Below are 19,761 nucleotides of genomic sequence, written 5' to 3' on the forward strand. Positions count from 1 at the left end.
ATGTTTTTTCGCATCAAAACAGAAGAATAGAAAATAGCCCAACGAGTTATGAACATGCGGTTATGTTTCTGATACAATGTTCAGCTTGTTTAATAGAGTAAGTCAATACGTCTTATGTCCATGCAGCAATCCTACGAAAACATACTCACAGCCGTTGGTGAAGATTTAACTCGCCCAGGCCTAAAAGACACACCTATTCGTGCAGCTAGAGCTTTTTCGTATTTGACTTCAGGTTATAATCAAACACTTGAAGAAGTCACGAATCGTGCGGTTTTCCCATCAGATAACCGTGAAATGGTTTTAGTTAAAAATATTGAGTTTTACTCTTTATGTGAGCACCATCTACTGCCATTTTATGGTCGAGTACATATTGCTTATTTACCTGAAGGTCAAGTTTTGGGTTTATCCAAATTTGCCCGCATTACAGAAATGTTTGCTCGTCGCTTGCAAATTCAGGAAAATTTGACCAAACAAATCGCTGAAGCTGTGGCAGAAGTTACCGATGCTCGTGGTGTTGCTGTTGTCATTGACTCTGCCCATATGTGTATGATGATGCGTGGTGTCGGAAAACAAAGCTCGACAACACGTACTGTTTCATTTATTGGTGACTTTGAGCACAATGAACAAATTCGTCGTGAATTTTTACGTGTTGTTCCTGAAAGTTATTAATTTTTAAGATAAGAACAACAAAGGCAAGTCAATCAACTTGCCTTTTTTTATGAGCGGTCTGAAAATTTCATTACTGCGGTTGTTAACGACCAATTGCCTTGTGCATCACGCTTTCCTAAAATTTTCATGATCAACACCAGACTTAGTAACAGTAACAAATACCAAGAGCCAATTTTCCCCCACCACACAATTTGCCAACCATCTTTTTGGTTGGGATAAACCCAAATGTCATAAAACGTACTGATATTTTCCGCAATCCAAATCAAGAATGCTAAAAACAACAATAAAATCAGCATAGGAATTTTATAATACCGTTGTTGTATCTGAATACTGGCTTTGGTTTTCCAAAAAATAACTGCGCTCCAGATAAATAAAATACTGCGAATATCATGAATAAAAAACTTACTCATAAAATTAATATACGCCAGAATCGCCAGTAACAGCATATTATGAAACTGCGGTAATCCCTGAAAGGACACCTGAAATAAACGAATTGCCCGAGCAAAAAAACTACCAATGGCAGAATACATAAACCCTGCAAATAATGGCACGGTCATGATTTTTAAAATCGCAGGTTCAGGATATTGCCATGAACCGACATTCGGATCGGTCAATACCAGCTCCATCACCATTGCCATCACATGAAACAGAGCAATCACTTTGGCTTCTTGCCATGTTTCAAGATGAAAATAGAGCATCAAAATCTGAATAGAAATAGCACAAAAAAACAGATAATCGTAACGATAAAACCCTAAAAAGGGATGCTCCCCCATAGAGGAACTCACGGCAAATGCCGTTAATAATAAAATTCCAAAAAGCGCAGCGGAAACTGAACGCTGCGCCAAAAAAGCAAAAGTCCGACCAACTGAATTCACGTGAGTCTTAGCCTAAATATTTAGCACTATATTCATGTACCGTATCGACAAATACTTTGGCATGATCAGGGTCAGCCCATTGCGTAATGCCATGCCCGAGGTTTGCCACATAACCGGTTTTTTCACCATTTCTATAAGCATTATCTAACATGGTTTTAACTGCTTTTTCAATGGTTGCCGCAGAACCATACAGTGTTGCAGGGTCTAAATTCCCTTGCAACGCAACACGCCCCTGAACCACCTGACGGGCATCTGCTAAAGATGTCGTCCAATCTAGCCCAAGTGCATCTGCACCCGTTGCCACCATTGATTCTAACCACTGACCGCCACCTTTGGTGAAAATAATGACAGGAATTTTTCGCCCGTCATGTTCACGTTTCAGCCCAGCGATAATTTTTTGCATATATTGCAATGAAAATTCTTGATATTCACGATGTGCCAACGCTCCCCCCCAACTATCAAAAATTTGAATCGCTTGCGCACCCGCTTCAATCTGTGCATTTAGATAATCGATTACAGATTCAGCCAAATGATCGAGTAAGGCATGTAATAGCTCAGGCTGTGCATACATCATCTGTTTGGTAAAACGGAACTCTTTACTTGAGCCACCTTCAACCATGTATGTTGCCAAGGTCCACGGGCTACCCGAAAAACCAATCAAAGGCACTTCACCACCTAACGCACCTCGAATAGTCGAAACAGCATTCATCACATAAGACAAATCAACTTTCGAATTAAGCTTCGGCAATTGAGCAATCTCTTGCTCGGTACGAACGGTTTTATGAAATTTTGGGCCTTCGCCTGTTTCAAAATAAAGACCAAGTCCCAATGCATCGGGTATGGTTAAAATATCTGAAAATAAAATTGCAGCATCTAAAGCATAGCGACGTAGTGGCTGTAAGGTCACTTCACAGGCAAAATCTGTATTTTTGCATAACGACAAAAAATCCCCTGCTTGGGCACGTGTTGCACGATATTCTGGTAAATAACGTCCTGCCTGACGCATCATCCAGACGGGTGTTGTATCTACAGGTTCACGTAATAAAGCACGTAAAAAACGATCATTTTTTAAAGTCGTCATGCTCTTTCCAATTAAAATTTTAAAGTGCCCCATGATAACAAAAACACTATAGCGGCTGTGAATTTTCGAAAAATTTTCTAAAACCACTTTAAATTTATATTTTTAAATATTTTCTATAACAGCATTGCCATGATTTAAAATTTGCTTGTATTTACCCGAACTTATTTAAAAGTCACTCATTTGCAAATCACTTGTATCATCTAAAAATATCCATTGTCATCATCTCTAATCAAAGCCAACAGATCTGCTATATATGTGTCTGACGTGATATATTGCAGTGCAATAACACGCCCTCTCAGCTAGATAAAACTCAATAATAATGCAAGCTTCTCTACGTGACAGATACGAAATAATTAATGCAACACCTTTTAATTTCTGTAATACTGATTACGCTTTTTGTCACAAATACATTTTTTCTTTAAGGTTTAATTAGATGTTTGTTCGCTCATTACTCGCTGTGAGTTTAAGCTACCTCATGCTAAACAATGCTTTTGCAGCATCTCATGCGGAGCAACCATTAACGCCTCAAAAAGTGGCTTCTGCTCCTATTGAAGATCCGATTGATCCTTTATCTTTAGATACAAAAACTGCATCTCAAGTCATGGGAACAACAGCCGCATCTGACGTTACCCCAAAAGACGCTGCATCTGAAACACAAATTACCCAGCAAGAACAGAAAAATTTGAATCAGGTGACCAATACGGTTAAACGTATTGATAATACAGTCGAAAAAAGTACGCCAGCCCCAACCAATGCCAAAAAAACAGCTTGGACACTTGATAATCTGAACCACATCGAATGGTATTCGAATATCGGTAAAGGTCAATTCCCTGTTTATGCTCGGGCGCAAGTCATGCTCAATAATATGCATGCTTCACCAGGGGCGATTGATGGTTCAAGTGGTAAAAATACATTAAAAGCAATTGCATCATTCCAGCAAATGAATGGTTTAGCTGCAACAGGCGAACTCGATCAGGCAACATGGGAAGCACTGGTATCGAAACAAAGTAAGCCTGCTTACATCGAATACACCATCACAGATGCTGATATTAAAGGCCCTTATGCAGAAAGTATTCCGCATGATTATGCCTTACAAGCAAAAATGAAAGGTTTGTACTACACACGCGTAACCGAAATGTTGGGCGAAAAGTTCCACATGGATGAAGGTTTCTTAAAACAACTCAATCCAAAAGCAAACTTTAAAAAAGTAGGCGAAAAAATTATTGTAGCGAATGTTCGCAATAACTTATCTGAAGATATTCATTTAATTATTGCACATAAAGGTGCAAAACAACTTTATTTATTTAACGACCACAACCAGATGGTCGGTTCGTTCCCTGCAACGATTGGTAGCTCAGATACACCATCACCAACAGGAACATATAAAGTTGTCGGTGTCGCTAAAAACCCGTACTACAGTTACTCTCCAAGCAACTTTGTTCAGGGCAAAAACTTAAAACCATTGACTTTACCACCTGGCCCGAACGGCCCTGTAGGTAATATCTGGATTGGTTTAAGTAAGAAATCTTTTGGTATTCATGGTACGCCAAACCCATCTGCAATTTCTAAAACTGCTTCACACGGTTGTATCCGTTTGACCAACTGGGATGCGAATGACCTTGGTAGCAAAGTTAAAGCAGGTGTAACGGTTAAATTTATCGAATAACCTCAAGTCACATCCAGACCAAGAAAAAGCCTAGTCCAATATTGAACTGGGCTTTTTTATAACTTCAAAGGCTATTTAAGTCTGTTCGCATTTCATCACCCCTTATCTCCTCTATCCGTACTGTACAAACCTTGACGTTTTACAGGCAATAAATTGAGATGATTTAAAAAATCATTATGGGCAATGAAATGCTGAAAAATAACTTAGAGTTTAGGATCTCGCATTTGAATACGTGACTGATTCACTTTGGCAGCATACTCAGTAATTTTATCAAACATAGATGGAATCAACTGATCTGCAATTTGTGCAGCCTGTAAACCTAACTTTTCACCTAATGTTGGTTTACGGCGTGTGCTCACCAAATATACATCATGTTTCGCCAACAACTCCAAAATGAGTGCATCTGAGGTCTGTAATTGATCCACCAAATTTAGATCAAGTGCATCCTGTCCATACCAATGCTCACCTGTAGCCACTTTTTCGACATTGAGTTTTGGACGATATTTTTCTACAAAATGCTTAAATAGTGCATGCGTTTGCTGTAACTCTTCTTCAAACTTGGCTTTACCTTCTTGAGTATTTTCACCAAACATAGTCACTGTACGTTTGTACTGCCCTGCGGTATACAGTTCAAAATCAACTTTGTTTTCACGTAACAAACGGTTAAAGTTTGGAACTTGTGCCACAACACCAATCGAACCGACAATTGCAAATGGTGCAGCAACAATTTCATTTGCAATACACGCCATCATATAACCACCGCTTGCTGCGACTTTATCTACGGTTACCGTGACATAAAACCCTGCATCGCGTAATCGAACCAATTGTGCTGCTGCAAGACCATAACCATGCACCATACCACCCGGGCTTTCCAAACGAATAATGACTCGGTCTTGTCCCGCTTTTGCAGTTGCAAGAATAAGCGTCACTTCTTCACGCAATTGCGCAACAGCCGAAGCCTGAACATCACCTTTAAAGTCAATTAAATAAACTTTTTGTCCATTTTTCTTACGGCTTTTTGCCTCTTTCGCCAATTGCTTGGTAAATTGTAAAAGTTCAAGTTTTGATGCAGTTGCCTGAATAATTTTTTTACGCTGTTCGTTTACTCGCGCATTAAGATGAGTGATATTAATTTCTGAGGGAAGCTTTGGTAAATGAAATAACATAAAAATTCTATTCTCAATTTAATTCAGTTTATGGTATTTAGATTAGGTCAGTTCAGGTATTTTTCAATAGGTTTTATGCATCTTGTTGTTTTCTATTTTTCATTTTAATTTGAATCTATGATCTTACTCAGTGATTTGCACGGCAGATAAACAGACCATAACTCAGCCATAGCTTGATAAAATACGCTTTAAATTGAATAGAGATACTTACAGTCATTATAGAAAGAGCCTTTTGAAACTCTCATTTTTACAAAAACTCTCCCCCTAAAAAACAGAGCGCAAAGGCTCTGTCTTATACAATTTTGGTGAATATACCTCAACCAAAACGTCCAGTAATATATGCTTCTGTCAATTGCTGATCAGGCTGGGTAAAGACTTTTTCAGTTGAATTGACCTCAATCAGACGTCCTGAATGGAAATATGCCGTCCGATCAGAAACGCGTGCAGCTTGTTGCATAGAATGCGTCACAATAGCAATGGTGTATTGCGCAGAAAGTTCCGAGATGAGTTCTTCAATTTTAGCTGTTGCAATTGGGTCAAGTGCCGAACAAGGTTCATCCATTAAAATTACTTCGGGACTAACCGCAATTGTACGTGCAATACATAGACGTTGCTGTTGCCCACCAGAAAGACCTGTACCCGACTGGTTTAAACGATCTTTAACTTCATCCCATAAACTGGCTTTACGTAAACTATTTTCTACAATTTCTTCCAAATCATATTTGTCACGTGCTAAACCATGTAATCTTGGGCCATAGGCGACATTGTCAAAAATCGATTTTGGAAATGGATTGGGCTTTTGAAAAACAATACCCACCTGCGCCCTGAGTAACACCACGTCTAAGTTTGGGTCATAAATATCCTGTTCATCCAGAACCACTTTACCTTGAACACGACAGCCTTCTATCGTGTCGTTCATACGGTTTAATGTCCGCAAAAAAGTCGATTTACCACAACCAGAAGCCCCAATAAATGCAATGACTTCATTTTGATAAATATCTAAATCAATCCCTTTAATGGCTTCTGTTTGACCATAATAAACATGAACATCTTGTGTAGAGATCTTAACGTCTGGTTGAGGTTTGTGTTTTGACTCAGACTCGTTTGAAGCGACATGAATGTGTATAGACGGCTTAACTGTTGTGTTTTCTATTGGTACATGTTGGTCTTCAGTCACATTCATATCCTGTCTTAAAGATGTGTTATATTCGGCAGTATTTTTCATCATGACCTCTGTTTTACCAACGTACTTCAAATTTTTTGCGTAACCAAATCGCCAAACTGTTCAGGCCAATCATCAATGCAAGTAACACAATAATGGCAGCAGCAGTTCGACCTTCAAAAAAGTTACGTAACTCATTGCCTTGCCATAAGAAAATCTGAACAGGTAAAGCCGTAGATTGATCTAAAGGTGTTGAAGGAACACTGGCAACAAAGGCACTCATTCCAATTAAAAGCAAAGGTGCTGTTTCACCCAATGCCTGAGCCACACCAATAATGGCGCCTGTTAAAATACCGGGTAAAGCCAATGGTAACACATGATGAAAAACCGTTTGTATACGAGAAGCTCCCAAGCCTTGTGCCGCCCGACGAATCGATGGAGGTACTGCTTTTAAAGAAGCACGTGTGGTAATAATGATGGTGGGTAACGTCATTAAACTTAACACCAGACCACCAACAAGTGGTGCAGATAATGGCAAATGCATCCAACCAATAAAAATTGCAGCCCCTAATAAACCAAAAATAATTGAGGGTACTGCTGCAAGATTATTAATGTTGACCTCAACAATATCGGTGATCAAACTTTTCTTTGCAAATTCTTCTAAATAAATTGCACTTGCAACGCCAATTGGAATAGACACAAAAATCACGATGAGCATCATAAACAATGACCCCATAAACGCTCCCGCTAAACCACTAGATGAAGGAGAACTACGTGAGTCGGTATTTGTAAAAATTCTAAAATTGAACGTGCGTTTCAAAAGGCCTTTTTTCACCATTTCATCTGCAAGAGCACGAACGCTACCGCTAAGCTGCTGCTGATCGGCGGGTAAATCTCTGTCAATTTTCCCATTGATCCAAACATCCACATTGGCGCCAGCAATCAGGTTCATCTCAATTGTTTTGCCTACAAGACTTGGGTCGGCAAATACCATATCTCTTAATCGGTATGCTTCTGAACTGCTATAAATATTAAGTAAATCATTTTCATGATGTTTCAAACTTGGATCTTGAGATTCAATACCACGAAGGATTAATCCATCCCAATCAAGCGCCCCCATTCTGAGTTGCCAGTCAATATAGCGTTGTTGATACTGTGCAGGACTTTCATGAACCAATCGAACAGGTTTTGCCCCAGCCGTATGAATCACTTTAGGGTCTAGATAAACTGGTGCGGTTATGCTTGCTTGCCAAAATGCAGGTATGCCCTTTTGTAAAATACTTCCAAAAAGTAACGCCACAAACATTAAGCCCAAAATCACGGATGAAAGACCCAAAATACGGAATGTTTTTTCTTTACGGTGTCGTCTAGCTAAGGTCTGAATAATCAAACGCTTTCTTTCTTCACTTGCCTTAATAGCCACTTTAGAGTCAGGCACTGGGGGCTGAATAGTAGAATCTGTCATACTCATTCGTATTGCTCACGATATTTACGCACGATACACAGTGCTACGATATTTAAACCCAGTGTAATTACAAATAAGGTTAACCCCAATGCAAATGCCACCAATGCTTGCGGGCTTGCAAAGTCTGTATCCCCTGTTAGCTGATTTACAATTGTCACCGTCACAGTAGAAACTGCTTGTAATGGGTTGGTGTGAAGCAATGGACTATTCCCTGCCGCCAAAACCACAATCATGGTTTCACCAATGGCACGTGAGGCCGCAAGTAAAAAAGCGCCAATAATCCCGGGCAAGGCTGCGGGTAACACAACCTGACGAATGGTTTCTGAACGTGTAGCCCCAAGCCCTAATGAACCATCCCTTAAAGCTCTTGGCACTCGCGTGATAATGTCATCAGATAAAGAGGATACAAATGGAATAATCATAATTCCCATGACCACACCTGCGGTTAATGCACTCGTTGCATTAATATCCACACCGATACGATCCCCCATTTGCCTAAAGAAAGGGCCGACAAACATCAAGGCAAAAACACCATATACAATGGTTGGAATCCCCGCCAAAATCTCAATTGTTGGTTTTGCAAATGCTCTAAAACGAGGAGATGCATACTCTGCCAAATAAATCGCAATCATTAATCCAACAGGAATCGCGACCAATAAGGCAATCGCACTAACCATAATGGTTCCCCAAAGCAAGGGCAACACACCATAGCGACCATCGGCATTCCCTGTCGTACTAAAACCGGGGTCCCATTCAGTTCCAAAAAAGAAATCCATTGGACTAACAAAATGAAAAAACCGTAATGCTTCACTCAACATTGACATCACGATTCCAACTGTTGTCAAAATGGCAACGCCAGAACATAACACCAAACTTGTTTTGATCACTTTTTCTACGCTGTTACGGGCACGATAGGTCTGGCTAATTTTATTTTTTGCAACCAGTAAACCCAGCAATGCAATACATACGACAACCGTAACTTTTGCATAAGCCCCAATTTTACTGATTTGTGCATATTGTTCGGCTGCCGTGACTTCATAAGCGGCGGCATGATCAGTCACCCCAAAACCTGTCGCAAGCGCATGAATACGGTCGAGTAACACCTCTCGGCCTGCTGCATCCAAACCAGATAATACCTGTGCAGGAACATGATTAAACGCAACCTGACGCAAAATAGAGGGTTCGATTAAGTTCCAGACGATAAAAATCGTGAATGCAGGAATACCACACCATAGTGCAACCAATACACCATAATAACCAGGACGTGAATGCAAATTTGCAGTGTTATGATGAACACCCGCCAATTTCCGACTTTTTTTCAACCCCAGTTGATAGGCGATTGCAATCAATGCCAGTAACACGCCTAAAAGAAGCAGATTCATTTTATCTTTGCCTAAAATCGTTTTGATAAAAAATCCAACACGAACATTTTTCCATGCCAGATCCAGATCATCTTACCGAACAGATTTGCCCGCTTTAAAATCAGCCAAAACTTTGGTACGTTCAGCATCAGACATTGCAATTAAGCCCGCACGTTCAATTTTAGATCCTTTTCCTGAAATTTTCTGATTCAAGAAAAATTCAACATATTGAGATAAACCATTAATTGCAATCAGATGTTCGCCTTTTATGTACATAAATAATGGACGAGACACGATATAAGAACCATTCAATACTGTTTTTTCAGATGGAATAACATTGTTCACCGAAGCCACACGCAACTTGTCTCGATTAGAGCTGTAATACCCTAAGCCAAAAACACCGACTGCACTTGGGTTAGTTTGCAAGCGTGCCAGCGTTTCTGTGTAATCACCAGAAATTTCAATAACATGGCCATCTTCACGGAAAGTCGAACATGCTTTTGTACGCTCGGCCTGATTGAGCCTTTTAAAATAAAGATATGCTTCACACCCAGCATTGACCATTTTTTCCTGAAAAACTTCACGTGTTCCGTGGTTCGATGCAGGAATGACTAAAGTAATCGGTTCATTCGGCAATGTAGGGTCTATTTGACTCCAACGCGTATAGGGGTTTGGAACCAACTTTCCTTTGGATGGTAATGTTTCAGCCAGTGCTGCAAATATATGATAGGGTTTTAATTTATAAGCAGGCTTATGCGAGTTTGATGCAAATACAATGCCATCATATCCCACTTTCACTTCCTGAATCTTTTTGACACCTGCCTTTTTACAGGTTGCGATTTCAGTATCCTTAATTTGACGTGAAGCATTTGCAACGTCAATTGTATTGTCTGCAACGCCCTGACAAAATTGTTTTAAACCGCCACCCGTACCACCAGAACCAACCACAGGTGTTTTGTATTGTGGGAACGTATGACCAAACTCTTCGGCAACAATACTTGCGTATGGTAAAACAGTTGAAGAACCCGCAATCTGAATTGTATCTCTCACTGCATGTGCACTCGTCGCAAGTGTCACCCCAGTTACAGCGAAAAACAATGTCATTTTATTGTTGAAACTCATTGGCCATCTCTCTATATCTATGCCTCTAGCGCATTTCTCCAAGCCAATAAAGGTTATCGTTTCATGCGGAATATAGGCATCCTGACCATTTATACAGTAATTCGATTACAAATTTATGACGCAATAACAAATCTGTTTTTCATTCATCATAATTCTTTCTTTGCACTGCTCTCTAAAAAACCGAAGGATGATGCAAGAAACTTCCTCCAGATTCAGGGTCATATCTTTGTACCCAATTTCACATCTCAATGAAAAATAAAAAAGGCCACCAAAGTGACCTTTTTATCAAACAAATGAATTAATCAATTGGCGGTACATATGTACCTGCGGCAATCGCATCACGGATACGATCACTTTCACTTAGCACCATTGCCAACAAACCTTGTACATTTTCAAGCGTTGCAACTGGGCTTAAAGTAGTCATTTTCAATGATTGAACATTGCCCACTTTCGTCACACCAATATTGGCATCACCACGTGCAAATAATTCATCAGCAATGTTTTGGTTCAATGTATCCAAAAGCTCAACTGGATAACCTTCTGGTACGACACGGAACAAGACAGATGCAAATTGAGGCTCAACCAAAAGCTCTAAACCTGCTGTCGCTTGAATATAGTCCGCAACGTCACGGGTTAATTTAACACCATGATCAATCATTGAACCATATAGCTCTTCGCCCAAAGCCTCAACTGTCATCCAGAGTTTCAATGCATCAAAACGACGGGTTGTTTGCAATGATTTAGACACAAGGTTTGGCACCCCATGCTCTTCATCATAAGCAGAGTTTAAATATTCTGCTTCATAGTGCATAAAGCGATAGTTTGCTTCGTCTTTCAACAAGAACGCACCACAGCTAATGCTTTGGAAATAATGCTTATGGAAATCCAGTGTTACAGAATCTGATAGTTCGATACCATCAAGCATTGCACGATGTTCATTCGATAGAATCAGTGCACCACCCCATGCCGCATCGATGTGCATCCACGCGCCATATTTATTGGTGATTTCACGAATCTGTTTTAATGGATCAATTGCGCCAGCATCGGTTGTTCCTGCTGTTGCCACAACACATGCAACGATTTTGCCTTCTGATTGTAAACGTGCCATTGTTTCTTCAAGCACATTCACATCCATTTGGGCTTTTTCATTCACAGGAATTGCAATAACTGATTGGAAACCCATTCCCATCATCGCCATGTTCTTTTGCACAGAAAAATGTGCATTTTCAGAACAAATGACTTTGACATTTTTCATTGCATCTGACGGAACACCATCTTGCTGAACAGACCACGGCTGACCATTGGCATCTTTCCAGTTTTTCGCAATGCACCAGTCACGCGCAAGTAAAACACCCATCAGGTTCGATTGTGTACCACCAGAAGTGAACACGCCTGCCTGACCTGAACCATAACCCACTTTTTGACGTAACCAGTCAATTAACTGAACTTCCATCAATGAACCTGCTGGGCTTTGATCCCATGAATCCATTGATTGGTTGGTCGCATTGATCAGAACTTCGGCAATTTGACTACTAACCATTGTTGGGCAGTGCAAATGTGCAAGTGAATATGGATGATGTACTTTTAGGCTTTTGTTGAGGAATAACTCAATCATACGCTCTAAAGAAGATTGTAGCCCCATGCCTTCTTTTGAAGGTTGGAAAGAAATTGCCGAACGCAATTCTTTAATGCTACCACCTGTATACATTTTATCATTTTGCAACCATGCAGAAACGGCTTTTACCGCTTCATCCATTGCTGACTGATAGTCAGCAATGGATCCAGCATCATTGCAGAGTAGCGCTTTACGATGTTCTGCAAAATCAACCATGTATTAGCCTCGAACCGATTTAACTGCTTGTGCAACTGCTGTTTTAAAACGTGCAATTACTTCTTCAGATTCTTCTTGAGTGATGATAAGCGGGCAAAGTAAACGAATTACTGTACCGTTACGACCACCTTTTTCTAACAACAACTGGTTATTGAAACATGCAGTTTGGATTGCCGCAGCCAATTGTGAATCTGCTGGTAATGCACCCATATGATCAGCAGGTTTACGCTCATCAACGATTTCAATACCGATCATCAAGCCACGACCACGGACGTTACCGATACATGGGAATTCTTGCGCTAATTTTTTCAATTCAGCTTGTAGATAATCACCACGTTCTTGTGCATTTTGAGCAAGGTTTTGTTCAGTAATTGTTTTTAAAACAACAAGACCTGTACCCATTGCCAATTGGTTACCACGGAATGTACCCGTGTGACCCGCAGGTTGCCATGCGTCAAACTTACGTTTGATACCCAATACTGCAAGTGGTAAACCACCACCAACAGCTTTAGACATCACCACAACATCAGGTTCAATACCCGCATGTTCAAATGCAAACATTTTGCCTGAACGCGCAAAACCTGCTTGAACTTCGTCAAGAATCAATACGATGTTGTGTTTTTCAGTAACTTCGCGAATTTTTTTCAACCATTTTACAGGTGCAGTAACAACACCACCTTCACCTTGAATCGCTTCAAGAATGACTGCAGCAGGTTTTGTTACACCGCTTTCTACATCTTCAATGAAGTTTTCAAAGTAATAGGTTAAAGCATCAACACCCGCTTCACCGCCAATGCCTAATGGGCAACGGTATTCGTGTGGGTATGGCATAAATTGTACGCCTGGCATAAGGTTATTGACTGCATTTTTTGCAGACAAATTACCTGTCATTGCCAATGAGCCGTGTGTCATACCATGATAGCCGCCTGAGAAGCTAATCACAGAACTACGACCTGTATAAGTTTTTGCTAATTTAATTGCCGCTTCAGTCGCATCTGCACCAGATGGACCACAGAACTGTAAGCAATACTCTTCTTTACCGCCTGGCAAATAAGATAACAAACTTTCAGTAAAAGCATCTTTTAAAGGCGTTGTTAAATCTAAAGTATGTAATGGTAGACCACTGGTGAGTGTATCTTGAATACTTTTAATCACCGCAGGATGATTATGGCCTAAAGCCAATGTCCCTGCCCCAGCTAAACAATCAAGGTACTTTGTACCTTCAACATCGGTAACCCAACAACCATGTGCTTCCGCTATCGCTAACGGTAATTTACGAGGATAACTACGAACATTCGATTCCATCTGACTTTGGCGAGTCAAGTAGTATTCGTTTGTGGAAGTGGTGGCAGGATTTACAGAAGTAACGCTCATATCGAATTACCATCTCTGATATGGGTTGAAAGAAATAAGTCTGGTGACTTGCGGTCCTTTGACTCGGTGCTTGTAAAATTCTAGTTAGACAAAAGATGTAGAGATAACTAGGAGGGCGATAATACCCTTTTTTTTATAAAAATAAAGTGCTTTTTATGCCTTTATTTGCTCTAAATCTATTAAAAAAAACATTCGCCTAATGAATTTTAGGCATTATGCAGATTTCTAATGACACTATGATGAAATTTTGGTTTGATCACATCTAGTAGATAACGACATAACTTAATGTTTTTCAATATATAACACCACCTTTGTCCTACTCAAAATCACATTAGAAATTAGATCACTTTTTGACATGCTTTTCTTAAAACATTACAAAGCTTCTACAAAATATTGCTTTCATTTCATTTTGAAACTTTAGTATAGACACATAGGTTCAAGTGATTGATTTTTTAAATGGAAATCGTCCATTTTCAATCATGATCCATACCAATTACATAATTTGATACCAAAGATAAGCAGGACACCATTATGCGTACTTTTGTAAGTTCAGGAATTTTAGTTTGTAGCGCTCTATTTAGCTGTGCCACATTTGCCCAAGAAGATGCTGTTCGTTATAACATAATTAACCTACAAGCCAACGCCTCTCGTCAGGTCTTAAATGATGAAATGCGGGTTGTACTCTATATTGAAAAAAATAATAAACAACCTTCGACGCTTGCCACCGAAGTGACTCAGGCGATGAATCAGGCACTTGTGACAGCTCGCCAATATCCTCAGGTCAAAACAACCACTGGCACTCAAAGTACACAGCCGATTTATGATGATAAAAACAAACTCAAAGAGTGGCGCTCACATGCCGAGTTACGTCTGGAAGGAACAGATTTTAAAGCCATTAGCCAACTTGTAAGCAAATTACAAAACAATTTCCAAACCCAAAGTATCAGTTTTAACGTATCCGAAGCTCAGCGCAAAAAAGTTGAAAATGAGCTGATGATTGAAGCATCTAAACAATTTCAACAACGTGCAGAAAATTTAAGCAAAGTTTGGAATAAATCGGGCTATCAATTGGTTAATTTAAATATCAACACCAATAGCAATGTCTATCCGCAGCCGTATTTGAGAGCAAATATGATGATGAAAGCATCTATGGATAATGAAGCTGCACCTGTTCAGGACATTTCTGCTGGAGAAACCAAAATCAATGCAACGGCAGACGGTACAATTCAGTTAAAATAAACTGCCTCATTTAGTCATTTGAGAAATGCAATGAAATCTTTCCACGCCCATTCTGTTTCTATTCAGCATGAGGATCATGTTTTAAGCATTGGGTTAGCCGATGATGCGTTTGACCCTATCGATTTTGTGATTTTAACACGCCAAGATGACCCAGATTTTGCTTCAACAGAGTTACTGGTGAATGAAACTGATGTTGAATTTTTTGATGCCGTAACTGCGGTTCGTTTTTTTGATGCACAAATTGTGCTTGAATTGGACACCGCTTTGTCCGATAGCCTAGATTATTCATCAATTCATATCGAACTAGATCATGACAATGATCAATTAATTACAGCCATCAAACGCTTATTCCAAGGGTGTAATGTTTCCATTACTTTGCACTAATCTATGCCCCGTAAACACAAATTACGGGGTAAATTCACAACAAAGTACAGCCAAATTAGAAGCATAAAAAAAGCGATGTTTTAAACACCGCTTTTTTAAATTAATATCTTATTTTTTGAAAGGTAAGGCATATTTAAAAATACGCCCAATCACCTGACCATATTGTTTGACTAAACTAGCATTGTTGTAGTTCAAGCCATATTTTTCACAGACTGCCTTCACTTTTGGCCCCATTTCACGATAACGTAAAGATGGTACTTCTGGGTATAAGTGATGCTCAATCTGATAGCTTAAATGACCCGTTAAGATATGGAAAATTTTTGAACCTGTTAAGTTAGATGAACCACGGATTTGGCGCATATACCAGTGACCACGGCTTTCATTTTGCAAAACTGTTTTTGGAAACACTTCAACATCTTTGGTAAAGTGACCACAAAAGATAATACTGAACGTCCATACATTACGGATACCGTTGGCTGCCATATTTCCAAAAAATACAGGTACAGCATTTGGCCCAGCAATCAATGGGAAAAAGACATAATCTTTAAATAATTGTTTTGCCACTTTTTTCTGAACAGGTTTCCATTCATTCCAAAGCTGTTTCACAGTTTTTCGTCCAAATAAAACTTTACCAATTTCTAAGTTTTGAATGGCAACGCCCCACTGGAACAACAAGCAAAATGGAATACTGTAAATAGGTTGCAACAAATGGCCTTTTTTCCAGCGTTGTTCTGGAAATAACCGAATTAAGCCATAACCAATATCATCATCCATTCCTTTAATGTTCGTATAGGTATGGTGTTTGTAGTTATGGGTTTGACGCCAGTTATCTGCCGTCCCCACGATATCCCATTCGTAATCCTGTCCTTTGAATTTTGGATCATTCATCCAGTCATATTGACCATGCATGACATTATGACCGACTTCCATATTTTCCAAAATTTTAGACAGTCCAAGCAAACCTGTACCTAACAACCATGCAGGTGGAAACCATCCAGCAAATAACAATGCTCGTCCAGCTATGCCTGTATAGCGCACGGTTGAATAGATACGACGAATATATTGCGCATCTTTTTCACCAATTTGATCTAACGCATCTTGCTTAATTTGGTCTAACTCTTGTGCCAAAGCATCTAGTTCTGCTGGTGTCAGATTCCGATTTTTTGGATTTTTAAAATATTGCGTTTTAACTTGCATATTCATAATTCAATTCTCTTCTTAAAGATCTAACACCAAGTCGCTTTTTGCTGAATTTACGCAAATACGCAGAGGATTACCTGGCTCTGCATTTTCAGCACCATTGCCCACATGTTTGGTGATACCACTCACTTTGTTACAAGAACACTTGTTGCAAATACCCATACGACAACCATATTCGGGTTGAATTTTCGCCTGTTCCAATGCTTCCAATAATGGCTGCCCTTTCGGAACGGTAATGGTTTTATCCGACTTTGTGAGTGTAATATTCACAACACCTTCATCGTCATATGTCACAGGGGCGAGGCTAAAGGCTTCACCTTCAAATTGTTGAGCTTGTGCAAACAACTGTTCAGCACTGTTGATAAAACCAGAAGGCCCACATGCCAAAACACGGGTTTCAGCCAAATTCGGTAACATGTCTAAATGCTGCTGGTTTAAACGAGAGGCAGCAGGTTCATCACGCGTACAGAATGTAGAAAATTTAAAATTTTCATACTGCTGTTGCCATGCTTCAAAGGTCGCTTTAAAAGCCAAACCTGTTGCATGCTGCGCCCAATACATTAAATGAATTTGATGATTTTTCAATTCACCAGTTTGATGTAAATGAGATAACAAGCTAAACATTGGCGTAATACCGCTACCTGCGGCAAGTAAAATCAAAGGTTGTTTTGAACCATATTCAACCTGCATTTCACCGTAAGGTTTCCCAAATTCGATGATATCGCCAACTTGAGCCTGCTCACATAACCACGTGCTGACCAAACCCTTATCTACTTTTTTGACAGTCAATAATACCTGATGGGCATCGAGCTGAGTCAAACTATAAGTTCGCTCAAAACGGCGGCCTTCTATTTCAACTGTTACTGGATGGTGTTGCCCTGCCAAGCCAAATTCCATCAAGCGATTACACTGAATCGTCAAACTGACAATATCATCGGCAAGCTGCTCTTTTTTGACGATGCGCCCCAGCATCTCATTTGTTGACCACAAAGGATTGACTTTATTTAGCCAGAAATTAATGGTTTTCGTATCAACCACGCTGCCAGATAAAAAGCCTAAAAACTGATTTTTTCGTTGTATAGCTTGCATCACAGGTCATCTCAATTATGCCTTTTGAATTATTATACACATGTATATATATTTGTATAGTATTTCTACAACGCCAGAAACAAATCTTTGCACTATTCCTTATCGGCTCAGTCTAGGGCATAATCCTTAATATCAGTTTGACTTAACTTTATATGGATATACATGTCGTTACTCACCCAACCCCTAGCCGAAGCGTCTCAACCTGAACCTCATCAGGTCAAAGTAACGCGTGGTGCTGGCCGAAGAGCAACGATTACCAAAGAAGAATTATTTCAGGCGACTTTAAACCTGATTGGTCCGCAAAAAAGTATTTCATCCCTGAGTTTACGTGAGGTTGCCCGTGAAGCAGGTATTGCACCCAATAGCTTTTATCGGCATTTTAAAGACATTGATGAGCTCGCCATTGCACTGATTAATCGTGCAGGTTTAGTTTTACGGAAAATTATTCGTGAAGCTCGGCTTCAGGCAACAAAACAAGACAGTATTATCCGAAGTTCGATTGAAGTTTTTTTACAACAGTTAAATACCGATGAAGGCAACCTAGGTTTATTGCTTCGTGAGGGTTACACAGGTTCTAATTCATATAAACAGGCTGTCGAGCAACAACTCAGCTTTTTCCAACAAGAACTACAAGAAGACTTAATCCGTCTTGAACGCTTAAACCATAATAAGCTGTTTTATCCAGATCTCGTTTCCAAAGCCATCACTCAATTGGTTTTTAATATGGGGGCAAAAGTCGTGGATTTATCAAGCGATGAACGTAATCAGGTTGCAGAGCAAACCATTCTCATGATTCGTATGATTTTAGAAGGTTCTCGCCACCTAGATAAAGCAAAAATTCGTTAAAAATAAATAATTTAAATTTAACCAATAAAAATTCTGATCGGCGAACAACTAGATTACTGAAATTTCATACTTTTTGTCATATCTAACTTTCTTCGAAACCGTTAGAATAGTTTTATCCAAAGTATTGGTCTGCTGTTCCCCCCAAGCGCTTGCAGATCTATCTAACTAGATTGACAAACGCGTCATAAATTTATTTTTCAGGTTCAACTATCATGAATGTTTTGAGTGATAAACCGTATATTTTAGCAAGCTACGTCATTATTTTTTTAAGTCTGCTGTTTATCATTCCCCTGCACTTATTACCCAGTTTCTTTGCAGGTTTTATCATCTACGAAATTATTCATGCTTTAAGTAAAGTCATTGACCGTTATATTGATAGTCATCGCGCCAAACTAATCATTAGTGTTGGGCTAAGCGTTCTGATCGTTTCGTTACTTGCCGCTTGTATCATTGCTTTAATTAGTTTTGTTGTTCACGATGTGCAAGGCACTGGTATTTCATCTGTTGGGGCTAAGGCAGATCAGGCACTAGAGCAATTAAGACTCGAAGTTTCAAAATATATTCCCGTTTATATCCCAAGTAGTGTGACCGACCTAAAAAATGAATTATTTGTACTGTTAAAAGACAATGTGTCGATTTTACAGCACACAGGTTCAGATATTTTACATAATCTCGCGACCATGCTTATTGGACTGATTATTGGAATATTAGCTTCTTTACATAACTTTAGTACTCAGCCACAACCCGTCTTTAAACTTGCCTTACTACAACGTATTGAAAAACTTTCTATTTCTTTTCGCAATGTAGTTTTTGCTCAATTCAAAATTTCACTCATTAATACCATTTTATTTATTATTTTTGTTTTTATTGCACTTCCACTGTTTCATGTTCAACTGCCTTTTGCCAAAACATTAACCATCTTAACTTTCATTTTTGGCCTAATCCCAATTGCAGGGAATCTAATTTCCAATACCTTGATTATTATTTCAGGACTCACTGTATCACTCCCTGTAGCGGGTGCTGCACTTGTTTATTTGGTGGTGATTCATAAGCTTGAATATTTTGTGAATGCCAAAATTGTGGGAGGAAAAATCGATGCCAAAGCATGGGAAGTTCTGTTGGCAATGTTGGTTTTTGAATCTATTTTTGGTTTTGGTGGATTAATTGCAGCTCCTGTTTTTTATGCTTATTTTAAACGTGAATTGCGTGATGCTGGTTTGATTTAATTAAT

The 19,761-nt window shown here is 39.4% G+C and carries 17 protein-coding genes; 6 read left to right on the top strand and 11 right to left on the bottom strand.

Annotated features, from left to right (window positions below; translation table 11 throughout):
- Positions 1-120: 120 nt before the first annotated feature.
- The gene (folE, locus tag ABDV70_RS02360; RefSeq protein ID WP_343595107.1) at positions 121-669 is read left to right on the top strand and encodes a GTP cyclohydrolase I FolE; all 549 of its coding nucleotides are present in this window, start codon (positions 121-123) and stop codon (positions 667-669) included.
- A 47-nt stretch (positions 670-716) separates the two neighbouring features.
- Here the strand turns inward: folE and ABDV70_RS02365 are convergent, their stop codons facing one another.
- Both ABDV70_RS02365 and hemE read right to left on the bottom strand, forming a co-directional pair.
- Positions 717-1,544, bottom strand: coding sequence for a DUF817 family protein (locus ABDV70_RS02365; protein ID WP_343595109.1), 828 nt, complete (start codon positions 1,542-1,544; stop codon positions 717-719).
- A 7-nt stretch (positions 1,545-1,551) separates the two neighbouring features.
- Complete coding sequence (gene hemE / locus ABDV70_RS02370) at positions 1,552-2,625, bottom strand: uroporphyrinogen decarboxylase (RefSeq protein ID WP_343595111.1); 1,074 nt, start codon at positions 2,623-2,625, stop codon at positions 1,552-1,554.
- Between the two features lie 433 nt (positions 2,626-3,058).
- Between hemE and ABDV70_RS02375 the strand changes: the two genes are divergently transcribed.
- Positions 3,059-4,291 carry a L,D-transpeptidase gene (locus tag ABDV70_RS02375; RefSeq protein ID WP_343595113.1) on the top strand — a complete coding sequence of 411 codons (1,233 nt, stop codon included), beginning with the start codon at positions 3,059-3,061 and terminating at the stop codon, positions 4,289-4,291.
- Positions 4,292-4,494: 203 nt separating this feature from the next.
- On the opposite strand, the gene sohB is transcribed toward ABDV70_RS02375, so the two are convergent.
- From sohB to ABDV70_RS02410, 7 genes are all read right to left on the bottom strand, one after another.
- Positions 4,495-5,457 carry a protease SohB gene (sohB, locus tag ABDV70_RS02380; protein WP_343595115.1) on the bottom strand — a complete coding sequence of 321 codons (963 nt, stop codon included), beginning with the start codon at positions 5,455-5,457 and terminating at the stop codon, positions 4,495-4,497.
- 316 nt (positions 5,458-5,773) lie between these two features.
- Entirely contained in the window at positions 5,774-6,682 is a 909-nt protein-coding gene (gene pstB, locus ABDV70_RS02385) for a phosphate ABC transporter ATP-binding protein PstB (RefSeq protein WP_343595472.1), read from the bottom strand.
- Positions 6,683-6,695: 13 nt separating this feature from the next.
- Positions 6,696-8,090, bottom strand: coding sequence for a phosphate ABC transporter permease PstA (gene pstA, locus ABDV70_RS02390; protein WP_343595117.1), 1,395 nt, complete (start codon positions 8,088-8,090; stop codon positions 6,696-6,698).
- Entirely contained in the window at positions 8,087-9,466 is a 1,380-nt protein-coding gene (gene pstC, locus ABDV70_RS02395) for a phosphate ABC transporter permease subunit PstC (RefSeq protein WP_343595119.1), read from the bottom strand. The genes pstA and pstC overlap by 4 nt, the downstream gene beginning before the upstream one ends.
- Before the next feature lie 72 nt (positions 9,467-9,538).
- Entirely contained in the window at positions 9,539-10,567 is a 1,029-nt protein-coding gene (locus ABDV70_RS02400) for a substrate-binding domain-containing protein (RefSeq protein WP_343595121.1), read from the bottom strand.
- A gap of 298 nt (positions 10,568-10,865) precedes the next feature.
- Complete coding sequence (locus ABDV70_RS02405; protein WP_343595122.1) at positions 10,866-12,398, bottom strand: aspartate aminotransferase family protein; 1,533 nt, start codon at positions 12,396-12,398, stop codon at positions 10,866-10,868.
- A 3-nt stretch (positions 12,399-12,401) separates the two neighbouring features.
- Entirely contained in the window at positions 12,402-13,772 is a 1,371-nt protein-coding gene (locus tag ABDV70_RS02410; RefSeq protein WP_343595123.1) for a diaminobutyrate--2-oxoglutarate transaminase, read from the bottom strand.
- A gap of 531 nt (positions 13,773-14,303) precedes the next feature.
- Here ABDV70_RS02410 and ABDV70_RS02415 point away from each other — a divergent pair.
- Positions 14,304-15,011 (top strand): SIMPL domain-containing protein, encoded by a 708-nt coding sequence (locus ABDV70_RS02415; protein WP_343595124.1) that lies wholly within the window; start codon positions 14,304-14,306, stop codon positions 15,009-15,011.
- Between the two features lie 30 nt (positions 15,012-15,041).
- Complete coding sequence (locus ABDV70_RS02420) at positions 15,042-15,395, top strand: hypothetical protein (protein ID WP_343595126.1); 354 nt, start codon at positions 15,042-15,044, stop codon at positions 15,393-15,395.
- A 108-nt stretch (positions 15,396-15,503) separates the two neighbouring features.
- Here the strand turns inward: ABDV70_RS02420 and ABDV70_RS02425 are convergent, their stop codons facing one another.
- A complete protein-coding gene (locus ABDV70_RS02425) occupies positions 15,504-16,598 on the bottom strand; it encodes an acyl-CoA desaturase (protein ID WP_343595127.1) in 1,095 nt (364 codons plus the stop codon).
- Positions 16,599-16,613: 15 nt separating this feature from the next.
- Entirely contained in the window at positions 16,614-17,684 is a 1,071-nt protein-coding gene (locus tag ABDV70_RS02430) for an iron-sulfur cluster-binding domain-containing protein (RefSeq protein ID WP_343595474.1), read from the bottom strand.
- A gap of 162 nt (positions 17,685-17,846) precedes the next feature.
- On the opposite strand from ABDV70_RS02430, the gene fabR reads away from it, so the two are divergent.
- Together fabR and ABDV70_RS02440 are read left to right on the top strand one after the other, a co-directional pair.
- On the top strand, positions 17,847-18,530 hold the full coding sequence (gene fabR / locus ABDV70_RS02435) for an HTH-type transcriptional repressor FabR (protein ID WP_343595128.1): 684 nt from the start codon (positions 17,847-17,849) through the stop codon (positions 18,528-18,530).
- A gap of 212 nt (positions 18,531-18,742) precedes the next feature.
- Positions 18,743-19,756 (top strand): AI-2E family transporter, encoded by a 1,014-nt coding sequence (locus tag ABDV70_RS02440; RefSeq protein ID WP_343595129.1) that lies wholly within the window; start codon positions 18,743-18,745, stop codon positions 19,754-19,756.
- The last annotated feature ends 5 nt before the right edge of the window (positions 19,757-19,761 follow it).

Origin of the sequence: Acinetobacter sp. (assembly GCF_039596015.1) — a bacterium.
GTDB lineage: Bacteria > Pseudomonadota > Gammaproteobacteria > Pseudomonadales > Moraxellaceae > Acinetobacter.

Excerpts from the sequence above, each read along its gene's own strand:
- folE (WP_343595107.1), top strand. The coding sequence starts at position 121 with ATGCAGCAATCCTACGAAAACATACTCACAGCCGTTGGTGAAGATTTA.
- hemE (WP_343595111.1), bottom strand. The coding sequence starts at position 2,625 with ATGACGACTTTAAAAAATGATCGTTTTTTACGTGCTTTATTACGTGAA.
- ABDV70_RS02375 (WP_343595113.1), top strand. The coding sequence starts at position 3,059 with ATGTTTGTTCGCTCATTACTCGCTGTGAGTTTAAGCTACCTCATGCTA.
- sohB (WP_343595115.1), bottom strand. The coding sequence starts at position 5,457 with ATGTTATTTCATTTACCAAAGCTTCCCTCAGAAATTAATATCACTCAT.
- pstB (WP_343595472.1), bottom strand. The coding sequence starts at position 6,682 with ATGAAAAATACTGCCGAATATAACACATCTTTAAGACAGGATATGAAT.
- pstA (WP_343595117.1), bottom strand. The coding sequence starts at position 8,090 with ATGAGTATGACAGATTCTACTATTCAGCCCCCAGTGCCTGACTCTAAA.
- pstC (WP_343595119.1), bottom strand. The coding sequence starts at position 9,466 with ATGAATCTGCTTCTTTTAGGCGTGTTACTGGCATTGATTGCAATCGCC.
- ABDV70_RS02400 (WP_343595121.1), bottom strand. The coding sequence starts at position 10,567 with ATGAGTTTCAACAATAAAATGACATTGTTTTTCGCTGTAACTGGGGTG.
- ABDV70_RS02405 (WP_343595122.1), bottom strand. The coding sequence starts at position 12,398 with ATGGTTGATTTTGCAGAACATCGTAAAGCGCTACTCTGCAATGATGCT.
- ABDV70_RS02410 (WP_343595123.1), bottom strand. The coding sequence starts at position 13,772 with ATGAGCGTTACTTCTGTAAATCCTGCCACCACTTCCACAAACGAATAC.
- ABDV70_RS02415 (WP_343595124.1), top strand. The coding sequence starts at position 14,304 with ATGCGTACTTTTGTAAGTTCAGGAATTTTAGTTTGTAGCGCTCTATTT.
- ABDV70_RS02420 (WP_343595126.1), top strand. The coding sequence starts at position 15,042 with ATGAAATCTTTCCACGCCCATTCTGTTTCTATTCAGCATGAGGATCAT.
- ABDV70_RS02425 (WP_343595127.1), bottom strand. The coding sequence starts at position 16,598 with ATGAATATGCAAGTTAAAACGCAATATTTTAAAAATCCAAAAAATCGG.
- ABDV70_RS02430 (WP_343595474.1), bottom strand. The coding sequence starts at position 17,684 with ATGCAAGCTATACAACGAAAAAATCAGTTTTTAGGCTTTTTATCTGGC.
- fabR (WP_343595128.1), top strand. The coding sequence starts at position 17,847 with ATGTCGTTACTCACCCAACCCCTAGCCGAAGCGTCTCAACCTGAACCT.
- ABDV70_RS02440 (WP_343595129.1), top strand. The coding sequence starts at position 18,743 with ATGAATGTTTTGAGTGATAAACCGTATATTTTAGCAAGCTACGTCATT.